This is a genomic window from Nocardia sp. CDC160, assembly GCF_035818795.1.
In the GTDB taxonomy this organism is placed as follows: domain Bacteria; phylum Actinomycetota; class Actinomycetes; order Mycobacteriales; family Mycobacteriaceae; genus Nocardia.
On sequence record NZ_JAYKYT010000005.1, the window covers coordinates 142272 to 163572 of the forward strand.

General features: G+C 67.4%; 22 protein-coding genes. 12 read left to right on the plus strand and 10 right to left on the minus strand.

Features of this window, described 5'->3' with window-relative positions:
• Positions 1–103: 103 nt before the first annotated feature.
• The 7 genes from VMT40_RS28385 to VMT40_RS28415 form a co-directional block, all read right to left on the minus strand.
• On the minus strand, positions 104–1066 hold the full coding sequence (locus VMT40_RS28385; protein WP_326361950.1) for an NAD(P)-dependent alcohol dehydrogenase: 963 nt from the start codon (positions 1064–1066) through the stop codon (positions 104–106).
• Positions 1063–1290 carry a helix-turn-helix transcriptional regulator gene (locus VMT40_RS28390; protein WP_326361951.1) on the minus strand — a complete coding sequence of 76 codons (228 nt, stop codon included), beginning with the start codon at positions 1288–1290 and terminating at the stop codon, positions 1063–1065. The genes VMT40_RS28385 and VMT40_RS28390 overlap by 4 nt, the downstream gene beginning before the upstream one ends.
• Positions 1284–1709 carry a hypothetical protein gene (locus tag VMT40_RS28395; RefSeq protein ID WP_326361952.1) on the minus strand — a complete coding sequence of 142 codons (426 nt, stop codon included), beginning with the start codon at positions 1707–1709 and terminating at the stop codon, positions 1284–1286. Before VMT40_RS28395 ends, VMT40_RS28390 begins: the two co-directional genes overlap by 7 nt.
• Before the next feature lie 71 nt (positions 1710–1780).
• Positions 1781–3049 (minus strand): cytochrome P450, encoded by a 1269-nt coding sequence (locus VMT40_RS28400; RefSeq protein WP_326361954.1) that lies wholly within the window; start codon positions 3047–3049, stop codon positions 1781–1783.
• Positions 3050–3065: 16 nt separating this feature from the next.
• Positions 3066–4409 carry an NAD(P)/FAD-dependent oxidoreductase gene (locus VMT40_RS28405; RefSeq protein ID WP_326361956.1) on the minus strand — a complete coding sequence of 448 codons (1344 nt, stop codon included), beginning with the start codon at positions 4407–4409 and terminating at the stop codon, positions 3066–3068.
• Complete coding sequence (locus VMT40_RS28410) at positions 4406–5623, minus strand: cytochrome P450 (RefSeq protein WP_326361958.1); 1218 nt, start codon at positions 5621–5623, stop codon at positions 4406–4408. Before VMT40_RS28410 ends, VMT40_RS28405 begins: the two co-directional genes overlap by 4 nt.
• Entirely contained in the window at positions 5620–6855 is a 1236-nt protein-coding gene (locus tag VMT40_RS28415; protein WP_326361960.1) for a cytochrome P450, read from the minus strand. The genes VMT40_RS28410 and VMT40_RS28415 overlap by 4 nt, the downstream gene beginning before the upstream one ends.
• Positions 6856–7062: 207 nt before the next feature.
• Between VMT40_RS28415 and VMT40_RS28420 the strand changes: the two genes are divergently transcribed.
• The 6 genes from VMT40_RS28420 to VMT40_RS28445 are packed head-to-tail and all read left to right on the plus strand — an operon-like array spanning position 7063 to position 12106.
• Positions 7063–8778 (plus strand): AMP-binding protein, encoded by a 1716-nt coding sequence (locus tag VMT40_RS28420; protein WP_326361962.1) that lies wholly within the window; start codon positions 7063–7065, stop codon positions 8776–8778.
• Complete coding sequence (locus tag VMT40_RS28425; RefSeq protein ID WP_326361964.1) at positions 8765–9553, plus strand: ferritin-like domain-containing protein; 789 nt, start codon at positions 8765–8767, stop codon at positions 9551–9553. The genes VMT40_RS28420 and VMT40_RS28425 overlap by 14 nt, the downstream gene beginning before the upstream one ends.
• Positions 9554–9562: 9 nt before the next feature.
• A complete protein-coding gene (locus VMT40_RS28430; protein WP_326361966.1) occupies positions 9563–10105 on the plus strand; it encodes a PaaI family thioesterase in 543 nt (180 codons plus the stop codon).
• Entirely contained in the window at positions 10102–10353 is a 252-nt protein-coding gene (locus VMT40_RS28435; RefSeq protein ID WP_326310475.1) for an acyl carrier protein, read from the plus strand. Before VMT40_RS28430 ends, VMT40_RS28435 begins: the two co-directional genes overlap by 4 nt.
• Positions 10350–11246 carry an SAM-dependent methyltransferase gene (locus tag VMT40_RS28440; protein WP_326361968.1) on the plus strand — a complete coding sequence of 299 codons (897 nt, stop codon included), beginning with the start codon at positions 10350–10352 and terminating at the stop codon, positions 11244–11246. The genes VMT40_RS28435 and VMT40_RS28440 overlap by 4 nt, the downstream gene beginning before the upstream one ends.
• 17 nt (positions 11247–11263) lie before the next feature.
• Positions 11264–12106: an acyl-ACP desaturase gene (locus VMT40_RS28445; protein ID WP_326361970.1), complete on the plus strand. Its 843-nt coding sequence runs from the start codon at positions 11264–11266 to the stop codon at positions 12104–12106.
• Positions 12107–12181: 75 nt separating this feature from the next.
• On the opposite strand, the gene VMT40_RS28450 is transcribed toward VMT40_RS28445, so the two are convergent.
• Positions 12182–12661, minus strand: coding sequence for a PaaI family thioesterase (locus tag VMT40_RS28450; RefSeq protein ID WP_326361972.1), 480 nt, complete (start codon positions 12659–12661; stop codon positions 12182–12184).
• A gap of 164 nt (positions 12662–12825) precedes the next feature.
• On the opposite strand from VMT40_RS28450, the gene VMT40_RS28455 reads away from it, so the two are divergent.
• Entirely contained in the window at positions 12826–14046 is a 1221-nt protein-coding gene (locus VMT40_RS28455; RefSeq protein WP_326361974.1) for a cytochrome P450 family protein, read from the plus strand.
• 7 nt (positions 14047–14053) lie between these two features.
• On the opposite strand, the gene VMT40_RS28460 is transcribed toward VMT40_RS28455, so the two are convergent.
• Positions 14054–16624 (minus strand): cytochrome P450, encoded by a 2571-nt coding sequence (locus tag VMT40_RS28460; RefSeq protein ID WP_326361976.1) that lies wholly within the window; start codon positions 16622–16624, stop codon positions 14054–14056.
• Between the two features lie 119 nt (positions 16625–16743).
• On the opposite strand from VMT40_RS28460, the gene VMT40_RS28465 reads away from it, so the two are divergent.
• The 5 genes from VMT40_RS28465 (at position 16744) to VMT40_RS28485 (ending at position 20813) form a co-directional block, all read left to right on the plus strand.
• Positions 16744–18024 carry a glycosyltransferase gene (locus tag VMT40_RS28465; protein ID WP_326361977.1) on the plus strand — a complete coding sequence of 427 codons (1281 nt, stop codon included), beginning with the start codon at positions 16744–16746 and terminating at the stop codon, positions 18022–18024.
• Positions 18021–18800 carry an ABC transporter permease gene (locus tag VMT40_RS28470; RefSeq protein WP_326361978.1) on the plus strand — a complete coding sequence of 260 codons (780 nt, stop codon included), beginning with the start codon at positions 18021–18023 and terminating at the stop codon, positions 18798–18800. The genes VMT40_RS28465 and VMT40_RS28470 overlap by 4 nt, the downstream gene beginning before the upstream one ends.
• A 47-nt stretch (positions 18801–18847) precedes the next feature.
• Positions 18848–19327 carry a hypothetical protein gene (locus VMT40_RS28475; protein ID WP_326361979.1) on the plus strand — a complete coding sequence of 160 codons (480 nt, stop codon included), beginning with the start codon at positions 18848–18850 and terminating at the stop codon, positions 19325–19327.
• Between the two features lie 97 nt (positions 19328–19424).
• The gene (locus tag VMT40_RS28480) at positions 19425–19754 is read left to right on the plus strand and encodes a hypothetical protein (protein WP_326361980.1); all 330 of its coding nucleotides are present in this window, start codon (positions 19425–19427) and stop codon (positions 19752–19754) included.
• A 42-nt stretch (positions 19755–19796) separates the two neighbouring features.
• Positions 19797–20813 carry a DUF4389 domain-containing protein gene (locus VMT40_RS28485; RefSeq protein WP_326361981.1) on the plus strand — a complete coding sequence of 339 codons (1017 nt, stop codon included), beginning with the start codon at positions 19797–19799 and terminating at the stop codon, positions 20811–20813.
• Positions 20814–20907: 94 nt separating this feature from the next.
• Here the strand turns inward: VMT40_RS28485 and VMT40_RS28490 are convergent, their stop codons facing one another.
• Positions 20908–21297, minus strand: a complete 390-nt coding sequence (locus tag VMT40_RS28490) for a RidA family protein (protein WP_326361983.1) — start codon at positions 21295–21297, stop codon at positions 20908–20910.
• Positions 21298–21301: the final 4 nt, after the last annotated feature.

Sequence of the window (21301 nt, forward strand, 5' to 3'; positions counted from 1 at the left end):
CCTCGGGCTCTTCCGGCCCGATCCCCTGGTAAGTCCCGACGCACAACGATTTCGCGAATCCCTTCGCCGCGCTCGCGGCGGAGGGATTCAGGCGTTTCGGGGGTCAGCCGACCACGAGGACCGACTTGCCGCAGGCGTGACCCGAGCCCAAATTCTCGATAGCCACCGCGGCCTCCGGCAGGGTGTAGGTGCGGGTGATGCGCGGGGTCAGCGCACCGGCGGTGGCGAGTTCGGCCAGAGTGCGCAGGGTTTCGGGTTTGGGCAGCGAGAGTAGCGAGCGTAGGCGTTGCCGGGTGAACGGTGAGAGCAGCTGGGCACGCACCGAACGGCCGAGCCCTCCGAAGAAGCGACCACCGCCCTCGCCGCCGCCGAGCACCAGCGTGCCGGAGTCGGTGAGCAGGGAGCGCAGCAGCGGCAGGGGACGGTTTCCAGCCATGTCGAGGATGAGATCGTAACGGCCGGTGAGCTTTTCGGTGGTGTAGTCGATGGTGCGGTCCGCGCCGAGGTCGCGGACGAACTCGGCGGAGTCACCGGAGCACACGCCGGTCACCTCCGCGCCGTAGTGCTTGGCCAGCTGCACCGCGAGGTGACCGACTCCCCCGGCCGCGCCGATGATCAACACGTGCTGCCCGGCTTCGATATGCCCGGAGTCGCGCAGGCCGTTGAGCGCCGTCATGCCCGAGATCGGCAGCGCCGCAGCCTGTTCGAAGCTCAGCCTCTCGGGCTTGTGCGCGAGCTTGAGCGCCGGAGCACAGGCGAATTCGGCGAACGAGCCGGGCACCGTGCCGAAAACCTCGTCACCGGGCCGGAATTCGCGCACCCGCGGCCCGACCTCCTCGACAATCCCGGAGACATCCCACCCGCGCACCCGTTCGCGCGGGCGCCGCAGCCCCAGGGCCAGCCGCGCGACCAGCGGTTCGCCGGTCATGAAATGCCAGACACTGGGATCCACCCCCGCGGCGCGGACCCGGATCAGTACCCCGTCCTGCCCCACCTCCGGCATGGGAATGTCGGTGTAGGACAACACGTCCGTGCCGCCGTAGACCTCTTGCGCGATAGCCTTCATGACTCATCTTCTTCCGGATACTCGAAGACCTCGTCCAGCGGTGCACGGAACACCCGGGCGATTTGGAACGCCATCTCCAATGATGGCGAGTATTTGCCCTGTTCGATGGCGATGACGGTCTGGCGGGTCACCCCGAGCCGGTCGGCCAGGTCGGCCTGTGTCATCTCGCCGTGCGAGAAGCGCAGCGCGCGAATGTTATTGCTCACCTTGGTCGGTTTCACCATGGCCACAGCCCCCGCCGGTAGGCGATGAGTTTGGCGGCGGCGCTGACGATCGCGCCCAGGGTGAAGCCGAGGTAGATGGCGTTCGCGATCCAGAAGCGATCCGCGTCCGCGAGGGTGAGCAGCAGTCCGCCGCCCGCGCCGAGCGCGGTGAACGCGCCGCCGATCTGCGCACCGCGCAGGTCGATCTCCTTGTCCCGCTGATCTTTTCGGTCTCCCTCACGGGAGGTGATGGCAACCAGGATGCTGCCGAGGATGGAGACCAGGATCGAGCCGCCGACCGCCCACAGCAGCGGCGCGGCGAACGATACCGAGGTGAAGGCCCGGCCGTGGGCTCGCACGAGCACCACGACCAGGTAGATCACATACGAGACGACGGCCGCGACACCCAGGATCCAGGTTCGCTTCTCCTCGAAGGGCATGCGACCAATGTAAAGCAAACCCGACACGATGTACAGAATCTTTTACATCACCGGGTGCGCGGCCGACGGTCTCAGGCGGGTTTGAATCCCACCCGCAGGGATTCGAGGCCGCGGATCACCACGTTCGGCTTGAACGGCGGGTTTTCCGAAAGCAGTTCCATGGCAGAGACTTTGCGCAGCAGGACGTCGAGCAGCACCTCCATCTCGAGCAGCGCCAGGGGCGCGCCGAGGCAGTAGTGGATGCCGAGGCTGAACCCGAGGTGCTTCTTGGCTGGGTTCATGGGATCGGAGTAGCGGGCTACATCGGTGCGGTCGGGATCGGGGAAGACCCGCTCGTCATGGTTGGCGGAGTTGATGAGCACCACCACGCCGTCGCCGGTCTGGAAGTCGTGCCCGGCCACGGTGATCGGCCGGGTGGCGGCTCGGGTGGTGATCTGCACCGAGGGTTCCAGCCGCAACAGTTCGTCGGGGGCCGAGACGGTCAGCTCGGGTCGATCGCGCAGGGCCTGGATCTGGTCGAGCGCGCGCAGCAGGCGCAGCATGCCGGTGCCGACGAGGTTGGCGGTGGTCTCATGCCCGGCCACGAAGGTGGTGATGCAGGTAGCCAACAACTCCTGTTCGGTGAGCACGTCGCCGCGATCCTCGACCAGCGAGAGCGCGCTCAGCAGATCGTCTTTCGGATCGGTGCGCCGCTGGTTGAGCAGCTCCCGGAAGTAGCCCATGAAGCCGCGCGAGGCCGCACTGCGCGCCGTCAGGCACTCCGGCGGCAGCGTGTAGTCGTGGTCGAATCCGCGCGCGAGATCCTGCGACCACCGATGCACCTGCTCGTATGCCTCCTCGGGCACGCCGATGAGCTCGCAGGCGATGATCAGCGGCAGCGGATACGCGATGGTCTCGACCAGATCGAACTCGCCCGCCTCGAGAGCTCGATCGACGAGCTGCTCGGCGAGTTCCTCGATGCGCGGCCGCAATCGAGTCACCATGCGCGGGGTGAAGCCCTTGGTAACCAGGTTGCGCAGCCGCGTGTGGTCCGGCGGCTCCATCCACAGGAACGACGTCGGCAGTTCCTCGGGCGCATCCTCGGGAGCGACGGTCGGATGCATCATGCCCGCCTCCTCCGCATGACTCCACGCGGTGGTGGACAGCACGGCAGCGCAGTCCTCGTAGCGGGTCAGCACGTGATGCCCGAGCGGGGTCAGATGGATCGGCCCGGCATCGCGCAGGACCTTGGCGGGGGTGTACGGATCGGAGCGGCCGTCGGGCCCGAACAGCTGGGCCAGGGCGGCCAGCACGGCCGGATCCTGGTGCTCGGCCGCGGTATTCACCTCTGGGGCGACCATGGTGGTCCTCCTGATTTCAGTGGTGGTCTGACAGGGTGGTCGCGGCCCCATTGCCGCGCAGCATGATTCGGCCCGCGGTCACCGGATGCCCCAGTGCGGCGGGCGGTTCGACCAGGTGCGCGACCCGCATGAAGGTGCGCGCCACCCGGGGATCGTGGTGGGCGGCGCGATGTGCTCGCGCCACATAGGCATTGGTGAGGCGGATGCGCAGGGTGCGCGGGCCGTGGACGCCGGGGTGGCTCAGATCGGAGGAGGCCGCGAGACTCCAGGCGAGACTGACGGAGTCGGCGGCGGTGGCGTAGAAGCGGGCGGGCAGCTCGGCCGGTGCGGGATTGCTCCGGAGGGTGTCGCGCAGGGCCGCGGCTTCGAGCGCGGCCACGGTCATGCCCTGGGCATAGAGCGGGTTGAAGGCGCATTGAGCGTCACCGAGGACGATGAGACCGGCCGGGAGGGCGGTCTGCCGATCGAAGCGGCGGCGCACCGAGGCCCGGAAGCGGTAGCGCACGGGGTCGTCGAGAGGTTCTGTGCCGGTGATGATCTCGTGAATGTCGGGCGCGGAAAGGTTGGCGGCGTAGCGGTGGAAGTCCTCGGATTCGACCGGCGGGTGGTCGCCGAGCATGCCCGCGAGGGTGACCAGCCAACGGTCGCCTTCGACGCGCACCGCTCCCCCGCCGCGACCGTTCGTACCGGTGGAGATGATCACCGACGCATGACCGTCCAACTGCCCGGGCCGATACCGGTACATCCGCGAGGCATACCCGAGATCCACGTCCAGGCGCTCCTCGGCAGGCGGCTCGGCCCCGATCGCACTGAGCCACTCCATGATTCGTGAGCCACGTCCGGTCGCATCGATCACGAGGTCGGCGGCCAGGATCTCGGGCCCCGCCACGCCGATCGCGCCGACGCCGCTCACGCTGCGCGCGTCACCGATCAACCCTTGGACTGCGATCCGTTCGCGCACCTCGATATTCGGGTCCGCCGCAGTACGTTCCCGCAGCACCGATTCCATGAGCGTGCGAGTGGCGATGACAGACGTGAGCCCGGTCGAGGTGGGTATGAGCCGGGAACCGCCCACATACCACCGGGTGTCGACAAGCACCTCGGCCGTGGTCGCGCCGCGCCGTACAAGTTCACCGGTCCACCCCGGATACAGCTCCTCGATGAGCGCCCGCCCCCGATCCAGCAGCCCATGCAGGTGCCGCCCCTGCGGCACCCCACCCCGCCCCACCCCCTCGCGCCCACCAGCATCGTCGCGTTCGAGAATGATCACGCGGAAACCATTGTCCGCCAGCACCCGCGCCGCCAGCAGTCCCGCGATACCCGCACCCAGGACGAGGGCGTGGCGGTCCGCGGGGCTCATACCGACACCGGTAAGGACATCACGCCGCGGTGGATGAGGCTGGGGCGGTATTCGATGGTGTTGGTGGACAGGCGGAGACCGGGGGCGCGGGAGAGGAGGGCGCGTAGGGCGGCGGCGGCTTCGATGCGGGCCAGGGGTGCGCCGACGCAGTAGTGGATGCCGAGGCTGAAACCGAGATGTTTGCGGGCGGGGCGGGGGCCGGCGTAGCGGGTGATGTCGAAGTGGTCGGCGTCGGGGAAGACTCGGTCGTCGCGGCTGGCGGAGGCGGTGAGCACGACCACGCCGTCGCCGCGCTTGAACTCGCGGTCGCCGATGACGGTGTCGTTGAGGGCGACGCGGATGGTGAATTGGGTGGGGGCGTCGTAGCGGAGCATTTCGTCGAGGGCGGGTTCGACGAGTTCGGGTCGCCGACGCAGGATTTCGAGCTGGTCCGGATTTCGCAACAGCGCGAGCAGGCCGTTGCCGATGAGGTTGATGGAGGTCTCCATGCCCGCTACCAACAGCAGCAGCGACATGCCGATCACCTCGGCCTCGGTCAGCGATTCGCCGTCCGCGCCGACGGCGAGCTGGCTGAGCAACTCGGTTCCGGGCTCGCGCTTGCGTCGCGCGACGAGTTCGCCGAAGTACCCCATGCACGCCAGCGCCGCCTCGGTCCGTGCGGAGACGGCCGCCTCGTCGAGCAGCGAGTCCGGGTCGCTGCCGCGGGCAATGGCCAACTGCCACTCCCGGAATCGCGCCCCGTCGGCCGGGTTCGCGCCGAGCAGCCGCACCGGGATCATGGCGACCGCCAGCGGCACCGCCAGATCCTCGAGGACGTCGAACCCGCCGCGCGCGAGGGCAGTGTCGACCAGTTCGTCCACCACCTGTCCGGCGACGGGTGCGAGGTCGGCGACCATGCGCGGGGTGAAGGCCTTGGCCACCAGCTTGCGGTAGCGGCCGTGTTCGGGCGGGTCCATGCGCACGAACGAGCCCGGGATGGCGGCGGTGGTGTCGCGGAACGGGCTGATTCCGGCCGCGTAGCCGTGACCCCAGTCCGAGCCGGTGAGCACGGCCGCGCATTCCTCGTAGCGGGTCACGAGAGTGACCGGGACGCCGTCGAGTTCGTAGGGGAACAGCGCCGCGGCGTCGCGGACCCTCCGATAGGCCGGGTACGGGTCGGCGCGGTGGTCGTCGTCGAAGGCGTCGAAGGTGATCTCGGGTACGGCGGTGCTCATCGGCCCTCCACTCGGACACGCAATTCGGACATGCCGCGCACGACCACATTGGGCCGGTACGGCGGTTCGGCCAGCAGGCTCAGATCGGTGACGCGAGTTCCCAAGGCGTGCAGGATCGTTCGCATCTCGAGGCGGGCCAGGGGTGCGCCCAGGCAGTAGTGCAGGCCCAGACCGAACGACAGGTGCCGCTCGGTGCGGTGCCCGGGCAGGTAGCGCGTCAGGTCGAAGCGGTCCGCATCGGGAAAGGCGGCCGGATCGCGGTTGGCGGAGCCCAGCAGCACGATGACGGCGTCGCCGGGCGCGAAAGTCCGCTCACCGACGGTGATTTCGGCACGAGCGGTGCGAGTGGTGAGGTGCACGGGCGCGTCATAGCGCAGCACCTCGTCGACGGCCGGACCGGCCAGATCGGGATCGGTGCGCAGCCGATGGAATTCACCCGGCTCGCGAATGAGGGCCAGGACTCCATTGCCGATCAGGTTGACCGAGGTCTCGTGTCCGGCGACGACCAGAATGAGCAGCGTGCCGATGAGCTCGGTGTGGGTCAGGCGCACACCGGCTTCCTCGGCCTGCACCAGCGCGGTGATCACATCGGCCTGCGGGTTCTTGCGCCGCTGTTCGACGAGATCGCCGAAGAATTCCGTGAATTCGTGCACGGCCGCCGTCCGCGCGGCCAGTTCCTCGGGGCTGAGCAGCACGTCCGGGTCGAGTCCGCGGGCGATTCCGGCCGACATGGCCCGCACCTGCGCGTGCGCCTCGGCGGGCACACCCAGCATTTCGCAAATGAGGGTGATCGGCACCGGATAGGCCAGGGTCTCCAGCAGATCCACCTCGTGCTCGGCCAGGATCGCGGTCAGCAGCTCGTCGACCAGCTGTTCGGCACGAGCCTGCAGCGCGGTCACCGTCCGCGAGGTGAACGCCTTGCCGACCAGCCCGCGCAGCCGAGTGTGGTCGGGCGGCTCCATCCACAGGAACGAGCCGGGCAGCTCCACATCACTGTCGCCGTGCAGCAGGTCCGGTTCCTCGGCGTGGCTCCAGCGCGGATCGATCAGGATGGCCTGCGCCTCGGCGTGGCGGGTCACCAGGTGGGTGTCGTGCGGTCCGGGCACGAACGGCCCGGCGGCGCGCAGGATCTCGTAGCTGTCGTAGGGGTTGTGCCGGAACTGCGGCGCGATGCTCTCGATGACCGCCTGCTGCACCCGGGTAATTTCCGCGACCGCGGGATCGGAACTCACCGGCGACTCCTGAATTGTGCGGACCGATTTCGGCATTCATCCTCAACTGCCGCCGACCCGCACCGTCCGGCCATTGTCGACGCCTATCGGCCGATCGCGGTATCGCTTTATCGTGCACGGTAATTGGCCGATCGACGCTGCTTATCACCGCTCACGATTAACAGGCCGTTCAGCGCCCGGACACAATTCGCTGTTGTCGTGATCGTCATGAATTCCTCGAATTCGCAAGGCACGCTGCCGGATCGGCTGGCCGACATCGCGGCCGCGCATCCGACGGTCGCCACAACGTTCTGGTCGACCGGGCAGCGCCTGGAATACGCGGAGCTGCACCGGCTTTCGCTGGTGGCCGCAGCGGAGTTGGTGCGGCGCGGGGTCGGCCGCGGTGAGCCGGTCGGCATTCTGTGCCCGAACGCGCCGGAATTCCTGGTGAGCTTCTTCGCGGTGGCCGCGGCGGGCGGTGCGGCCACTCCCCTGCCCTTGCCCGCGAGTACGCGACGCGCGGGTGGATATCCGCAGCAGTTGGCGGCCATTACCGCGGCGGCGGGGATGCGGACCGTGCTGGTGTCCTCGACCTTCGCGGAACTGATGCCGTTGCTGCACGGCAGCGTGAATGTCGAATTCGTGGACACCGCACGACTTACCGAGGCTGACACGGCACGACTTACCGAGGCCGACACCGCACGACTTACCGAGGCTGATGCCGCACCCGCCGTCGAACTGCCGCACCCCGAGCCCGATGACCTCGCCGTCGTGCAGTTCACCTCGGGCAGCACGGCACTCCCCAAGGGCGTGCGCCTGACCCATCGTCAGGTGTTGGCCGGGCTGGCCGCCATTCGCCGCGGCATCGCCCTCGACCTCGACGATCAGGGCGGCTTCTGGTTGCCGCTGTTCCACGATATGGGCCTGTTCGGCACGCTATCGGCCATCCTGCGCGGCATCCCCTCGCACCTGTGGTCACCACTATCGTTCGTGAAGGATCCCGCGCGCTGGCTGCGCGAGTTCGCCGCCAGCGGGACCACCATTACCGCCATGCCGAGTTTCGGCTACGAGGCGTTGCTGGCCGCGGTCGATCCGGAGCAGGTCGCAGAGCTGGATCTGCGGCACTGGCGCATCGCTTTCAATGGCGCGGAACCGATTTCGCAGGATGTGGTATCGCGGTTCCTGGAGCGATTCGCCCCCGCCGGATTCGCGCCCAGCAGCATGTTCGGGGTGTACGGCATGGCGGAGGCCACCCTGGCCGTCGCCTTCCCACCGCTGGGCCGCGAGCCGGTGTTCGAGTGGGTGGACCGGGCGCTGCTGGCGGATGCCGGTGTCGCCGAACCGATTTCGCCCGAGCTGTCGTGGGCGCGTGCGGTGGCCGGTGTCGGGGCGGCGGTGGATGGTCTAGAGCTGCGCGTGGTGTCCACCGACGGCGGCATCGACCTGCCCGATGGCCGGGTGGGCGAGATCCTCATTCGCGGCGCGTCCGTGACCGAGGGCTATCTGACCGCCGACCCGGACGCGGTGGCCGATCGCTTCGTCGACGGCTGGCTGCGCACCGGCGACCTCGGATATCTGCGTGCCGGTGAGCTTTTCGTGACCGGCCGCTGCAAGGACATGATCACCGTGCGCGGCGTCAATCACTACGCCCAGGACGTCGAGGCGGCGGTCGCCGACCTCGACGGCATCTACAAGGGCCGCTGCACCGCCGCCGCGGACCCCGACGGCGCGGACATCATCGCCGTCATCGCCGAAACCGAATGCGAGGGCGACGCCGCCGACGCGCTCACCCGCGCCATCAAGGACCGCATTGCCGCCGATCTCGGCTTGGCCGCGGTCGAAGTCCACCTCGTTCCCCCACGCACCATCCCCCGCACCAGCAGTGGCAAGCTCCGCCGCCTGGCCGCCCGCGACCTCATTGGAGTATCCCGTGCACAGTTATGACGTCTTCCGCCACTACGAGCGCCTGCACTGGAAGCTGAGCGACCTCGACGTCGACTCCATCGACAAGGACCTGGTCCGCCCCGAGTACATCACCCTGGCCAAGAGCGCGGCCATGGGCGAATCCAATGTCATCGCCGCCGTGCACGGCTTCCTGGCCGAGTTCGTCGACGACTACGACTTCTCCACCTTCGCGGTGGTGTGGGGCTATCAGGAGGTTCAGCACCACTACGCCTTCCGCACCTGGCTGCGCGCCATCGGCGAGGACGTCCAGGACAAGGCGGTGGACGCCATGCGAGAGCCGTACGCGCCGGGCACCACGCCGTCGGCGACCCTCGCTACCAACATCATTTCCGAGCTGACGGTCAACCACGTGTACCGCGCGGTGTCGGCGTGGGTCGAGGAGCCGGTGCTGAAGCAGTTGCTGCTCAACGCGAGTCGCGACGAGGCCGGGCATGCCCGCGAGTTCATCCACTACGCGACCGGGCGGCTGGAGCGGCGGCCCGAGGAACTGCCCTCGGTGCTCGAGACGCTCTATGTGTACAGCTCCGAGGCCAAGATCAAGCATCCGGTGAGCACGTTCAAGGCCGGGATCGCCGAGCTGGGCGATCACGAGACCATCGACACCGGGTTCGAGCTGTTCCTCGAAAAGGTCGCCGCCGACGGCGAATTGGAGGTGCTGCACGACAAGGTGCGCCGCACCTTCGGGACCATGACCGGTCTGGAACTGTCCAGCAATGCCAAGGTCCGCCGCGCGCTGGCCGAGGCCATCGCCTAGGCCGCCGGTATGTCAGCGCCCGCTGATCCGGCCGCCGTGCGCGTGCCGTGGTCGGTCATTCCCGACTATCACTGCTTCGGCTGCTCCCCGCACAATCCGTCCGGGCTGCGGCTCTCGTTCACCCCGCACGGTGACGGGTTGCGGGCCCGGTTCCGCCTCGACCGGTCCTTCGAGTCGTATCCGGGCATCGTGCACGGCGGACTCACCGGCGTCATCTGCGACGAGGTGATGGGCAATCTCATCGTGCTGGCCCGGCACGTGCCCGCCTTCACCGTCTCCCAGCGCACCCGCTTCCTCACCCCGCTGCTCATCGACCGCGAATACAGCTGTGTGGCAGAGCTTTCCGACTCCGGTCCGGACAGCCTCATCCGGGCGTCGGCCGAGATCCGTGATGCCGCGGACGCCGTGTGCGCCGCCTCGGCCGCCACCTATCAGCCCTTCGCGCTCGACGCGGTGCGCCATCAGCTGTCCCTGCGCGACGACGAGGTCGCCCTGCTCGCCCAGGCCCTCACCACGGCAACCGCCCTGTCCCCGAACGGAGTTCACCCATGAGCACCAACGACATCCTGCGCACCGTCACCGAGATCGCCGCCGCCGAGACCGGACTGCCGGAATCGACGCTGACCCCCGACGCCGACCTGCGCGGCATGGCCGGGGTGGATTCGGTGCGCGTACTGCGCATGATCGCCCGCATCGAGCGCACCTACGACATCGAACTCGAGGACGAGGACGTCTTCGGCACCGCGACCCTGGCCGAGGTGGCCGCGGTCGTGGACAAGGCGCTGCGGGAGGCCGCGTGAGCACGCAAGCACACAGCCTGAGCGCGAAGGCCGAGAGCGTGAGCACGAACGGCCAGCCTGTGAGCGTCACCGCCGACACCAATCAGCACTACGATCTCGATCCGGAGATCTTCGGCCAGTTCCTGGATCCGCTGCGCAAATACAGTTCCGCGCTGTACGACACCGGCTGCGAGACTTTGGAACTCGCACAGCGCAACAAGCTGCGGTTCGTGGCCAAACGGCTGGGGATCAACGGCGGAGAGCAGTTGCTCGACATCGGCTGCGGTTGGGGATCGCTGATCCTGTTCATGGCGCAGGAGTACGGGTGCGACACCCTGGGAATCAGTCCCGCGCCACGACAGCACGAGTACATCGCGGCGCAGGCCGCCGAACGCGGCGTTTCGCGTCAAGTGCACACGCGCGTCGGGCATTTCGAGGAGATGGACCTGCCCGCGAGCAGTCAGGACGCGGTCACCATGCTCGGGTCGATCGTGCACATGCCGGATCTGGATCTGGTGTTCCGGCGGGCGCGGGCGGTGCTGCGGCGGGGTGGTTCGCTCTACGTCTCGGAGAGCTGCTTCCGTAATGCGGCCGCGCGCAGGGCCTTCGACGAGCGCGCCGGGACCGAGTTCGTGCGCAACGACATCTTCGGGTGGGGTTCGCTGCGCCCGCTGTCGGAGCTGGTCACCGCCGCCGAGGACGCCGGGTTCTCCATCACCTCGGTCGACGATCTCACCGATCAGTATCGACGCACCATCGAGGACTGGATCGCCAATGTCGACGCCGCCGCCGACAGCATCGACGCCCGCCAGCCGGGGATGGCCGCCAAGCTGCGGCACTACCTCGAGGTCGCCAATGCCGGATGGGGCTACACCACCAAGCATTACGCACTCGGCTGCCGCAAGGCGCGCTGACGGTCGGGAAGGCTGACATGACAATGGAACAGTCCCTACTACCAGTGGACGAACTGGTGGCGGCGGTGGACGGATTCCTGGCCGCTTCCCCCGCGGCCCGGGCCTGGGATGTGGAGACCGCCTTCGACTGGGCGGCCGCGGATGCCGAGCGGCTCACCGACGGACAGCGGTCGGCGGTGCGGTTCGTGACCTTCATCGAGGATCACCTGCCCGGGTATTTCGATGTGTACCAGCGGTTCTTCCCAGTCGACGACAGTGTCGAGCTGCCCGCGTTCATCCACAATCGCGAGCTCTACCACTTCACGGTGCGTTGGGCGCTCGAGGAGGACACGCACGCGCGGGCGTTGAATCGGTATCAGGTGGCCTCCGGCATCGCCGAACGAGATTCGCTGCGTGCGGAATTGGCGATCGAGGGGCAAAAGCCGTTCGATCTGCCCTACGAGCATCCGGTGCAGTTCTTCGCCTACGCGCTCGTGCAGGAGAAGGCGACCCAGATGTACTACCACCAGTTGCGGGATGTGTCGGGTGATCCCGTGCTGGCCGCAGTGCTGTCGCGGTTGGCGCGTGATGAGGCACGGCATTTCAGCTTCATGGCCGATGTGGTGAGCCGATACCTGCGGGTGCAGGGCGATGACGTGGTGGAGCCCATTCGCGATGTGATCGCGAACTTCCGTATGCCCCTGGCCGATACGATGCGCGGCTACTGGCGGTGGGCGCTGCGCATTGCCGATGTCGCCGACTACGACCACACCGCCGCCTACGAGCATCTACTCAAGGTCCTGGACCGCGCGGTCGACGCACGCACCGATCGCATGGGCGAGCTGGCGGAGTTCATCGGCCAATGTCGCGCGCTGGCCTGAGCCACCAGTCGCCGACGAGCCCGGTTCCGCAGGGAACCGGGCTCTTTCGTTGGTCTCAACCCCTTCGTCGGCCTGTCAACCCTGCGGGCCCAACACCAGAATCGTGGTGGAGCCGTGAGCGATCAACTTGCCGTTCGCGTCGGTGATGCGGCCCTCGGCGGTGGCGGTGCGACGGCCGACGTGCACGGCATTCGCCTCGCAGGTCAGGCGGCTGCCGTCGATGGCCACCGAGCGAATGAAGTTCACCTTCAATTCGAGCGTGGTGTAGGCGGTGTTGTCGCCCAGCTTGGTGAAGACCGCGCTGCCCATGGCGGTGTCCATCAGCGTGGCGATCACGCCGCCGTGCACGGTGAACATGGCGTTGATGGTGGCCGGGTTCGGGTCCAGGTAGTAGCGGGTGTAGCCGTCGCCCGCCCGGTCGAGGCGAATGCCCAGTGAGGCACCGACTCCCAGCTTCTCGTCGAGGCCCCGCTGGAAGACCGTGGTCAGTTCCTCGACGCGAGAAGCGACCGTCGCGTCGATCTGGGCCTCGCCGTTCACGTGTGTGCTGGTCATGGATGCGCCCTCCCTGGGTTGCGGTGTCAGGCGAATTCGACCAGCCCCCGGTGAATTGCGGTTTGCCGCAGGCCATTCCATTTCCAGCTCCGATCGGGCGATCGAGAATGCCGTGTGACGAATCGTTCCTCGCCGCAAGCGATTACATCGGATAGTGTCGCGTTATGGCCGACATCGAAGCCCCGGACCGTATCGAAACCATCGGGCCGGATTTCTTCGCCGATCCGCATTCCCATTACCGCCGCTGGCGCGAACACGGTCCGGTGCGCCGGGTTCGCTACCCGGACGGGGTCATTCGCTGGGTCATCCTGGACTACGCTGCGGGCCGCGCCGCGCTCAACGATCCGCGGCTGGCCAAGAACTACCTCGCGACCAATGGCCTGCTCGCCGACAAACGCGGTCTGCCGCACCCGGATCCGAGGGATCTGGTGCTGTTCAACAATATGCTCAATATCGATCCGCCCGACCACACCCGGCTGCGCAAGCTGATCATGCGGGCCTTCACCCCGCGCCGGGTGGCCGAGTTGACGCCGCGTATCGAGGAGATCGCGGCCGCCCTGCTCGACACGCTCGACGGCCGCGCCGAGGCGGACCTGCTGCGCGACTTCGCCGAACCGCTGCCGATCACCGTGATCTGCGAACTGCTCGGCGTCCCGCTCGCCGACCGCGCGAACTTCCAGGCCTGGACCAAGGCGCTGGTCGCGGTGGCCGGGGTCGAGGAGGAGCGGGATGCCGCCACCCGGGCGATGGCGGCCTACCTGACCACGCTGGTCCGGGAGAAGGCCGAGCACCCCACCACGGATCTGCTCTCCGCCCTGGCCGTGCCCGCCGACGACGGCGACGCCCTCACCGAGACCGAACAGGTCGGCATGGCCTTCCTGCTGTTGGTCGCCGGGCACGACACCACCGTCAATTTGATCGCCAACGGCACCTTGGCCCTGCTGCGCAATCCCGAACAGTTGCGGGCCCTGCGCGCCGAGCCCGAGCTGATTCCCACGGCCGTCGAGGAATTCCTGCGCTTCGACGGCCCGGTGAACATCAGCACGATCCGGTATACGTCCGAACCCGTCACCATTGCGGGGGTCGACATCCCCGCGGGCGAATTCGTCTTCATCGCGCTCATCGCCGCCAACCGCGACGAGGACCGCTACCCGAATCCGGACACCCTCGATATCACCCGCGACACCTCGGGCCATATCGCCTTCGGACACGGCATCCACTTCTGCGTCGGCGCGCCCCTGGCCCGCATCGAGGCCCGAGTGGCGTTCTCCGCCTTGCTCTCCCGGTTCCCGAACCTCCGCCTGGCTCCCCGCGACGCGGCCCTGACCTGGCACCCCAGCACCCTCATCCACTCGCTGCAGGAGCTGCCGGTGCTGCTGGACTGACGGTCGGTCACCGTCGTGTCAGGGTGACCGGCAGGGCGTTCGGTGACAGGACGAAGTCGCGGTTGGACGCCCGGACCCGATGCTTGGGGTCCGGCGTCAACCGCCAGCGAGACAGTAGGGCCGCCGAGGCGAGGGCGATTTCGAGCATGGCGAAGTGGTCGCCGAGGCAGCGGCGGCGGCCGACGCCGAAGGAGATCATGGCCTTCTTGGCGGTGTCGGCGGCGTTCTCGGCGTTCCAGCGTTCCGGGTCGAAGGTCTCCGGGTGGGCGAACCAGCGCGGATCGTGCTGAACCATGTAGGGGCTGAACATGATTGCCGAACCCGCGGGAATGGTGACCTCGCCGATGGGGAGGTCGGCGCTGGCATTGGCGGCGCTGATCCAGGGGCCCCAGAAGCGGATGGTCTCCGACACCACCTGTTTCAGGTACGGCATCTTCCCCAGGTGTTCGGGTCGCACCTCACCGGTCCCGACCACGGAATCCAGTTCCGCGTAGAGCTTCTCGGCGATATCGGGTCGCAGACTCACCTCGTGCCACAGCCATCCGGTCAGCGAGGCCATCGATCCCACGCCGCCCGCCAACATCAGAATGGCCTCGTCGATGATGTGAGCGTCCGAGAGCCGCTCGCCGGTCTCGCTGTCGGTGTGCCGTATCAGGGCCGACACCACGTCGTTGAAATCCTCGTCGCGCCTGCGATATTCGGCGACCACCGCGCCCACCGCATCCCGCAGATGCCGCGCCTTGCTCCGCCACCGGTAGTTGGCGATGACCCGCAGCTTGCGCAGCTGCGGCGGCAATGCGGTCCGCACGATCACCTGACTCAGCAGCCACGGCACACTGTCCCGGATCTCACGGCGGGCACTGTCCCCGAAATCGGCGGTGAACAACGTCGCCGATACGGTGTCGAGCACCAGTCCGTGCGCCTCGTCCATCAGGTTCACCCGCTCACCCACCGGCAGCGCCGCCGCCCAGGTGTTCGCGATATCGGCGGCGGCCTCGGCATATTCGGCGAGTCGACTCTGCCGCAGGGCGGGTGAGATCATCCGCCGCCGCAAACGATGCTCCGGACCCCGCAGCACATTGACCGCGCCCCCTGCGATATCGGCGATGGCCTCCCGTAAGTCCTCCCGTTCGAATTCCGCGTCGCTGAGGTTGACTTCGCGCAACAGATCCGGCGTCGTCAGCACATACCCGGTCTGTCGCCCGAAGTGCACTCGCACGATCGGGCCCAGCGCGGGCAGGGAGGTGACAAAGCCCGGCGCGTCGGTGAGTGCGCGCAGGCTGTGCCCGAGCACCGGGACTTTGCCGGGCGCGGTCGGGATCTCGGCCAGCGTGCGCGGCATAGTGGTCGGGAAGGCCGTCGCGTTCGGGGAATCGTCCAGGAATCGCGCTTGGGCCTGCACGTATACCTCCACAACCTTGGCGATCTGGCGTGACTGGCGGACGTCCTCGGTGTGTCCGGCGAGGGTGGCACGCAGGTCGGACAGGATCGAGCGGTCGGCGGCCAGTTTGGCGAGGGTTTCCGCCAGCGCCTCGACCGAGGCGTCGGCGGCCGGGACGCCCGCGGGGATCGATTCGGCCAGGGCCGGGTCGCTGTAGACGACCGGCAGGCCCATTGCCTGGGCCTCGAGCAGCACCATGCCCTGGGTGTCGAAGCCGTGAGACGGGAAGAGGAGGGCGTCGGCGGTGGCCATGGCGTCCAGGCATTCGGACTGGGATACCCGGCCGTGCAGGCGGATTCGGTCGCCCAGGCGGCGTTCGACGATCTTTCCGACGGCGGCGCCGTGCAGGTCGCCGTCGCCGTAGATGTCGAGTTCGCAGTTTTCGGTGCGGCGGACCGCTTCGATCGATTCGAGCAGGCGCTTTTCCGCCGACAGCCGCCCGCACCAGATCAGCTGCAGTGGGCCGTCGTCGAGGTGTCTCCGCTCGGCGCGGCCGTCGAGCAGGGCGTCGTCTACACCGTTGGACACCACCGTGATCGGGCGGGTCACGCCGTGAGCGAGGAGCAGGTCCGCGAAATGTTGCGTCGGGGCGATCACCTGGTCCGCGGTTTGGGCTTGGCCGCTGATCGTCCACCAGGCGTGGCGGGCCGCGGCCGATTCCTCGGCGCGGTGGGGCATGTGGTGGATGTGGGGCACGTAGCGGCCGTGCAGGAGCCGGAGCACCAACGCGGTCGCGTGCGGCGCGGGTGAGGTGAGTTCGATGAAGGCGTCATCACGGCTCTGCGCGGTATGAACCAGCGGGATGCGGTGTCTCCGTGCGGCTTTCATACCTGCGATGGCCACACCGTAGGTGGATTGGGTGTGCACGATATCGACGGGGCCGCGAGCGGCGAACTCGGCGTCGATGAGCTCGGCATTGCGGCGGGTGGGCGCGACCACCTCGAAGCCGTTGATCGCCGGAATCGAAAGCGGGTGCAGTGCAACGATATCCGAGTCCGGTGCGGCGTTCTCGTCGGGAGCGACGAACAGGGTGACGCGGTGGCCCGCCCGTTCGAGCCCGCGGCGCAGTGCGCTGACGGCGGTCTGCACCCCGCCGAGCGAGGCCGGGTGGTAATCCACGAACATCGCAATGTGCATCAGCGGAACCCTACCCACGCGCGCCCCGCTGTGAAATGCCCACATTTCCTCCGTCTGGACTTGGGCCGCGGCAGCTACCAGAGTCCATTGTTCCCACCAACTGTGTCGAAAGAGGCCGCATGCGCATCGCGATACCGCTGACCGGAACTCGCGGCGATGTCCACCCGATCGTGGGCCTCGGCGTCGAGTTGCGGCGACGCGGCCACGAGGTGCACGTGGGCGCGCCGCCGAATCTGGTCGACTTCGTCACCGCCGCAGGACTTCCCGCGCAGTCCTGCGGACCGGACGTACAGCAGCTGTACAGCTCCGAGGAAGGCCAGCGGGCCTTGGCGGCCGGGAATACGCTGCGGCTGATGCAGTTGGTGGGCAAGCAGATGTCCGAGTACGCCGAGCGGATGAACCGCGAGGTCATCGAGGTGTGCTCGAAGGCGGAGCTGATCGTGGCGACCACGGTCACCGAGGATCGGGCGTCGTCGATCGCGGAGGCCATGGGGGTGCCGCTGGTCAGCCTGCACTATTACCCGTGCCGGATGAACAGCGCCTATCCGTTTCCGGGATTGCTTCCGGCGTACTGGAATCCGCCGGGGCTGGTGAATCGGGCGACGTGGACGCTGGCGGAGAACCTGCGTCGAGTGGTGTTCATGCGCTACCTGAATCAGCTGCGCGGGACGCTCGGGCTGCCCAAGTCGTATGCGAGTCCGGCGGCGGCGCTGGCTCGGGCTCGGGTTCCCGAGATCCAAATCTATGATCCCGCACTCGTTCCCGGACTCGGCGAGCAGTGGGGCGAGCGGCGTCCCTTCACCGGATTCCTCACCCTCGATCGCGACACGCGCGCGGCCGTCGGTGAGTTGTCCGGCAGCCATGACGAGTTGCTCGCCTGGATCCACTCCGGCGACGCCCCCGTCTTCTTCGGGTTCGGCAGCATGCCGATCCAGGACGCGGCCAGCGTCTTCAGGATGGTCGAAGAGGTGTCCACTCGGCTCGGTGTCCGTGCCCTCGTGCACGCGGGCTGGAGCGATCTGGATGTCGCCAATACCGTCACGGACGAGCGAATCAAGCTGGTGAGCAACAGCTTCGCCTATGACGAGATCTTCCCGCATTGCCTTGCCGCCGTCCATCACGGCGGGATCGGCACCCTGTTCGAGAGCCTGCGGGCGGGTCTGCCGACGGTGGTGTGCTCGGTGTCCTTCGAGCAGCCCATGTGGGGCGGGCAGGTCGAAAAGCTCGGTGTGGGTGCGCATCTGCCCTTCACGAGCTTGAGCGCGGAGCGCCTGGAGGCGAAGCTCGCCCCACTGCTCACCGCCGAAAGGCGCACGCGGGTACAGCGATTCGCCACCACCCTGCGTACCTCCGGCACCGCCGAGCGCGCCGCCGACCTGATCGAGGCCGCCGCCCGGTGACCTCCCCCGCCCTGGCCGCGGCCCGCTACCTCATCCCCGACACCCTGGTGATGTTCCGCCGCTGCGCCCGCCGCACCCTGCGCAGCACCGACACCCTGGTCATCTCCCTGACCATGCCCATCCTGGTGATGCTGCTGTTCACCTACGTCTTCGGCGGTGCCATCGAGGTCGGCGGCCCGTACCTCAATTACGTGGTTCCCGGAATCATGCTGCTGTGCACCGGTTTCGGCGCATCCATCACCGCCACCAGCGTCTGCACCGATATGACCAAGGGCAGCGTGGACCGTTTCCGCACCCTCCCCATGTACCGCCAGGCCCTCGCCGCGGGCCACGTCACCGAGGGCGTCGCCCGCACCATGGCCGCCATAGCCATCGCCGTCACCGTAGCCGTGGTACTCGGTTACCGCCCCGCCTCCGGCCCGCTCTCCTGGCTCGCCGCAACAGCCCTCATCTGTCTGTTCGTCATCGCCATCACCGCCATAGCGGTAGCTCTAGGCATGGCCGCCTCCAATCCCGAAGCCGCAGGCGGCCTCACCTACGCCATCACCTTCATCCCCTACGTGAGCAGCGCCTTCGTCCCCACCCACACCATGCCCACCTGGCTCCGCGGCATAGCCGACCACCAACCCGCCACCCCGGTCGTCGACACCATCCGCTCCCTCCTCGACAACACCGCCACCCCCCGCACCCTCCCCGCCCTCCTCTGGTGCACCCTCCTGGCCGCCCTCGGCTTCACCTGCGCCGCAATCTCCTTCCGCCGCCTCAACCACCGCTGACGAAAAGTCACTTGTCCCAAAGCTCCACGTGGGCGACTCTGACCCCAATGAGCAGAAGCTGGAGAACCGATCCCTACGAGATCCGAGCGGCCCGCAGAACCCGCGGCCCGGTACCGATCCGAGTCACCGCCCCACGCCCGGGCCACCTCCACCCGGCAAGCCCGAGCGACATCCGAACGCTACTCACCGAACTCGGCCCCATCGGCACCTACGGCGTACGTCGCATCGAATTGCGCCAACAGGAATCCCACCGCGGTGCGAAAGAACTCTTCGGCCAAACCCGCTACCCCGGCCTGATCCGCCTGTACGAACAGCCCCACTGGCGCACCAGCCCCCTGGAGGGCATGACCCTCCGAGAGTTCATGCTGTACGTCCTACTCCACGAACTAGGCCACCACATCCACGACCACCGCTCCGGCAAACGCCCGGCCCCCACCCTCCGAACCACCGACGCCGAGCACACCGCCGACCTCTTCGCCCGCCGCCACACCCCGACCCTGGCCCGCCTACGACATCAGCTGGTTTAGGCCGGACCGTGACTGAATTGTCGCCTTTTAGTGGGTTCTGACTGGTTGCGCCTGGTTAGGATCAGCCGTTAGTGATCTTGTCAGTCGATTCCTGCCCATGAATTTGCCCCGTCCGTCAGTGCGGTCCGGCTATGAGGATTGGTGGTCGCAGATGAGATGTACACGCTGGTATGCGGTGATGATGCTCGCGGGTATTGCCGTCTTCGCGCCGACGGTCGCGTCGGCGTCGATCCCGCCCGGTGTTCAGTGTGCCGGAACCATGTGCTGGAACGACACCGATGAGCCGCTGCAAGTCACAGGCTCGGTCGTGTGCCCCGGGGTGGGCCCCTTCACCGAGGTTCAAGCCACCGTGCCCCCACACGGCTCGACAATGATGCCGGGCGCAGCCTGCCCAAACGGCGAACAGCCCGTCGGCATCAACTACTGACCGTGCAATCCCACACGATCTCCCCGAAAGTTGGTGCAGCACATGACAACAGGGTTCGCCTCCGAGGCTGAATTCACACCGCCGCCCGCGTCACCGCCGCTGCCGGTCGAGCTGGATGTATTCCCGCCGCAGCGGCAACGGCGCTGGACGGTGCTGTTGCGGCTGCTGTTGGCGATACCACAGTTGATCATGGTCTGGGTGTTGGGAATCGCGATCGAGGTCGCGATGTTGTTGGGCTGGTTCGCCGCGCTCGCGATGGGGCGGCTACCGACGTGGTGTGGTGAAATCATCCGCACCTGTGTGACTTACACGGTGCGGGTGTACGGATACCTGTTGTTGCTCGTGGATCAGTACCCACCTTTCTCGATGGATCCCCCGGTCGACTATCCGGTTCGGGTGTACTTCCCGCCGCCGACTCGATTGAACCGGCTCGCCGTGCTTTTCCGATTACCACTGGTACTGCCGATGCTGCTGCTGACCGGCCTGCTGTTCATCGGCTGGGGCGTGCTGGCGGTATTCATATGGTTGATCACCCTCATCCTCGGCTATTTGCCCCGCCCGGTATTCCAGGCAAGTGCGGCTCTGCTGCGGACCCAATTGCGCACCTATGCCTACTTCGGGATGGTGACTCCCACCTACCCGTTCGGCGCCTTCGGCGACCGCGCCCCCACAACCGAATTCGCACCCGCATCGGCCAGCCCGACACGCCCCCTGGTGGTCTCCACAGCCGGGCGAATACTGCTGATCGCCTTCCTCGTCATCGGAGTGCTCTACTACGTGGGCTCGATCACCCTCAGCGCCCACAACGCCAGCAACAGCCGTGTCCACTATGTCTCCAGTGAGACTGTCGCCGACCATGTTTCAACCGTCTACACCAACACCTACGGCCACCCACCGCAGCAGGTCTCCTGTCCCGCCGATCTGCCCAGCCAACTCGGCGCGAACGAGTCCTGCATCGTCGACGACACCACGCACCCCGCCACCGCCGAAGTGACGGTCACCGATGTCCACGGTCGAAACGTCTCCCTCCGCATCAACATCCAACCCCCACCACGATGAGCACCGCATCGAGTAACCGCAGTAAGGAATGACATCGGTCGACTCGGAGCGTGAGACGCGAAAGTGACAGCTCCTGGCCTTGGTTCGGGGTGGGTTAGGTGGGCGACCAGGCGGTGGCGTCGATTTCGACTCGTAGGGCTGGGGAGGCGAGGGCGCTGACGTACATGAGCGTCATGCAGGGTGCGTGGGTGCCGAGAAAATTGGCCAACGCCGTGCGGCGTGTATCGCTGTCGATTTCGCCGACCAGGTAGATGGTCAGCTTGACGATGTCCGTGACGGTCATGCTTGCGGCCGCGAGGTTGTAGCGGATGTTTTCGAGCGCTATGGCGATCTGGTCGGCTGCGGCGTCGGGGACCGAGCCGTCGGGGCGCATGCCAATCTGGCCGGACAGCATCAGCCAGCGGCCGCCGGGGCCGATTTCGATTTGGTGGGTGTAGGACGCCAGGGGTGCGTGAACTTCTCGCGGGTTGCGTTCGATCTTCACGAGA

What these genes read in the sequence shown, in the direction of transcription:
- VMT40_RS28480 (WP_326361980.1), top strand. Translation starts at nt 19,425, where the DNA reads ATGAATTTGCCCCGTCCGTCAGTGCGGTCCGGCTATGAGGATTGGTGG.
- VMT40_RS28390 (WP_326361951.1), bottom strand. Translation starts at nt 1,290, where the DNA reads ATGGTGAAACCGACCAAGGTGAGCAATAACATTCGCGCGCTGCGCTTC.
- VMT40_RS28395 (WP_326361952.1), bottom strand. Translation starts at nt 1,709, where the DNA reads ATGCCCTTCGAGGAGAAGCGAACCTGGATCCTGGGTGTCGCGGCCGTC.
- VMT40_RS28410 (WP_326361958.1), bottom strand. Translation starts at nt 5,623, where the DNA reads ATGAGCACCGCCGTACCCGAGATCACCTTCGACGCCTTCGACGACGAC.
- VMT40_RS28450 (WP_326361972.1), bottom strand. Translation starts at nt 12,661, where the DNA reads ATGACCAGCACACACGTGAACGGCGAGGCCCAGATCGACGCGACGGTC.
- VMT40_RS28400 (WP_326361954.1), bottom strand. Translation starts at nt 3,049, where the DNA reads ATGGTCGCCCCAGAGGTGAATACCGCGGCCGAGCACCAGGATCCGGCC.
- VMT40_RS28405 (WP_326361956.1), bottom strand. Translation starts at nt 4,409, where the DNA reads ATGAGCCCCGCGGACCGCCACGCCCTCGTCCTGGGTGCGGGTATCGCG.
- VMT40_RS28455 (WP_326361974.1), top strand. Translation starts at nt 12,826, where the DNA reads ATGGCCGACATCGAAGCCCCGGACCGTATCGAAACCATCGGGCCGGAT.
- VMT40_RS28485 (WP_326361981.1), top strand. Translation starts at nt 19,797, where the DNA reads ATGACAACAGGGTTCGCCTCCGAGGCTGAATTCACACCGCCGCCCGCG.
- VMT40_RS28430 (WP_326361966.1), top strand. Translation starts at nt 9,563, where the DNA reads ATGTCAGCGCCCGCTGATCCGGCCGCCGTGCGCGTGCCGTGGTCGGTC.
- VMT40_RS28445 (WP_326361970.1), top strand. Translation starts at nt 11,264, where the DNA reads ATGACAATGGAACAGTCCCTACTACCAGTGGACGAACTGGTGGCGGCG.
- VMT40_RS28460 (WP_326361976.1), bottom strand. Translation starts at nt 16,624, where the DNA reads ATGCACATTGCGATGTTCGTGGATTACCACCCGGCCTCGCTCGGCGGG.
- VMT40_RS28385 (WP_326361950.1), bottom strand. Translation starts at nt 1,066, where the DNA reads ATGAAGGCTATCGCGCAAGAGGTCTACGGCGGCACGGACGTGTTGTCC.
- VMT40_RS28475 (WP_326361979.1), top strand. Translation starts at nt 18,848, where the DNA reads ATGAGCAGAAGCTGGAGAACCGATCCCTACGAGATCCGAGCGGCCCGC.
- VMT40_RS28420 (WP_326361962.1), top strand. Translation starts at nt 7,063, where the DNA reads ATGAATTCCTCGAATTCGCAAGGCACGCTGCCGGATCGGCTGGCCGAC.
- VMT40_RS28435 (WP_326310475.1), top strand. Translation starts at nt 10,102, where the DNA reads ATGAGCACCAACGACATCCTGCGCACCGTCACCGAGATCGCCGCCGCC.
- VMT40_RS28465 (WP_326361977.1), top strand. Translation starts at nt 16,744, where the DNA reads ATGCGCATCGCGATACCGCTGACCGGAACTCGCGGCGATGTCCACCCG.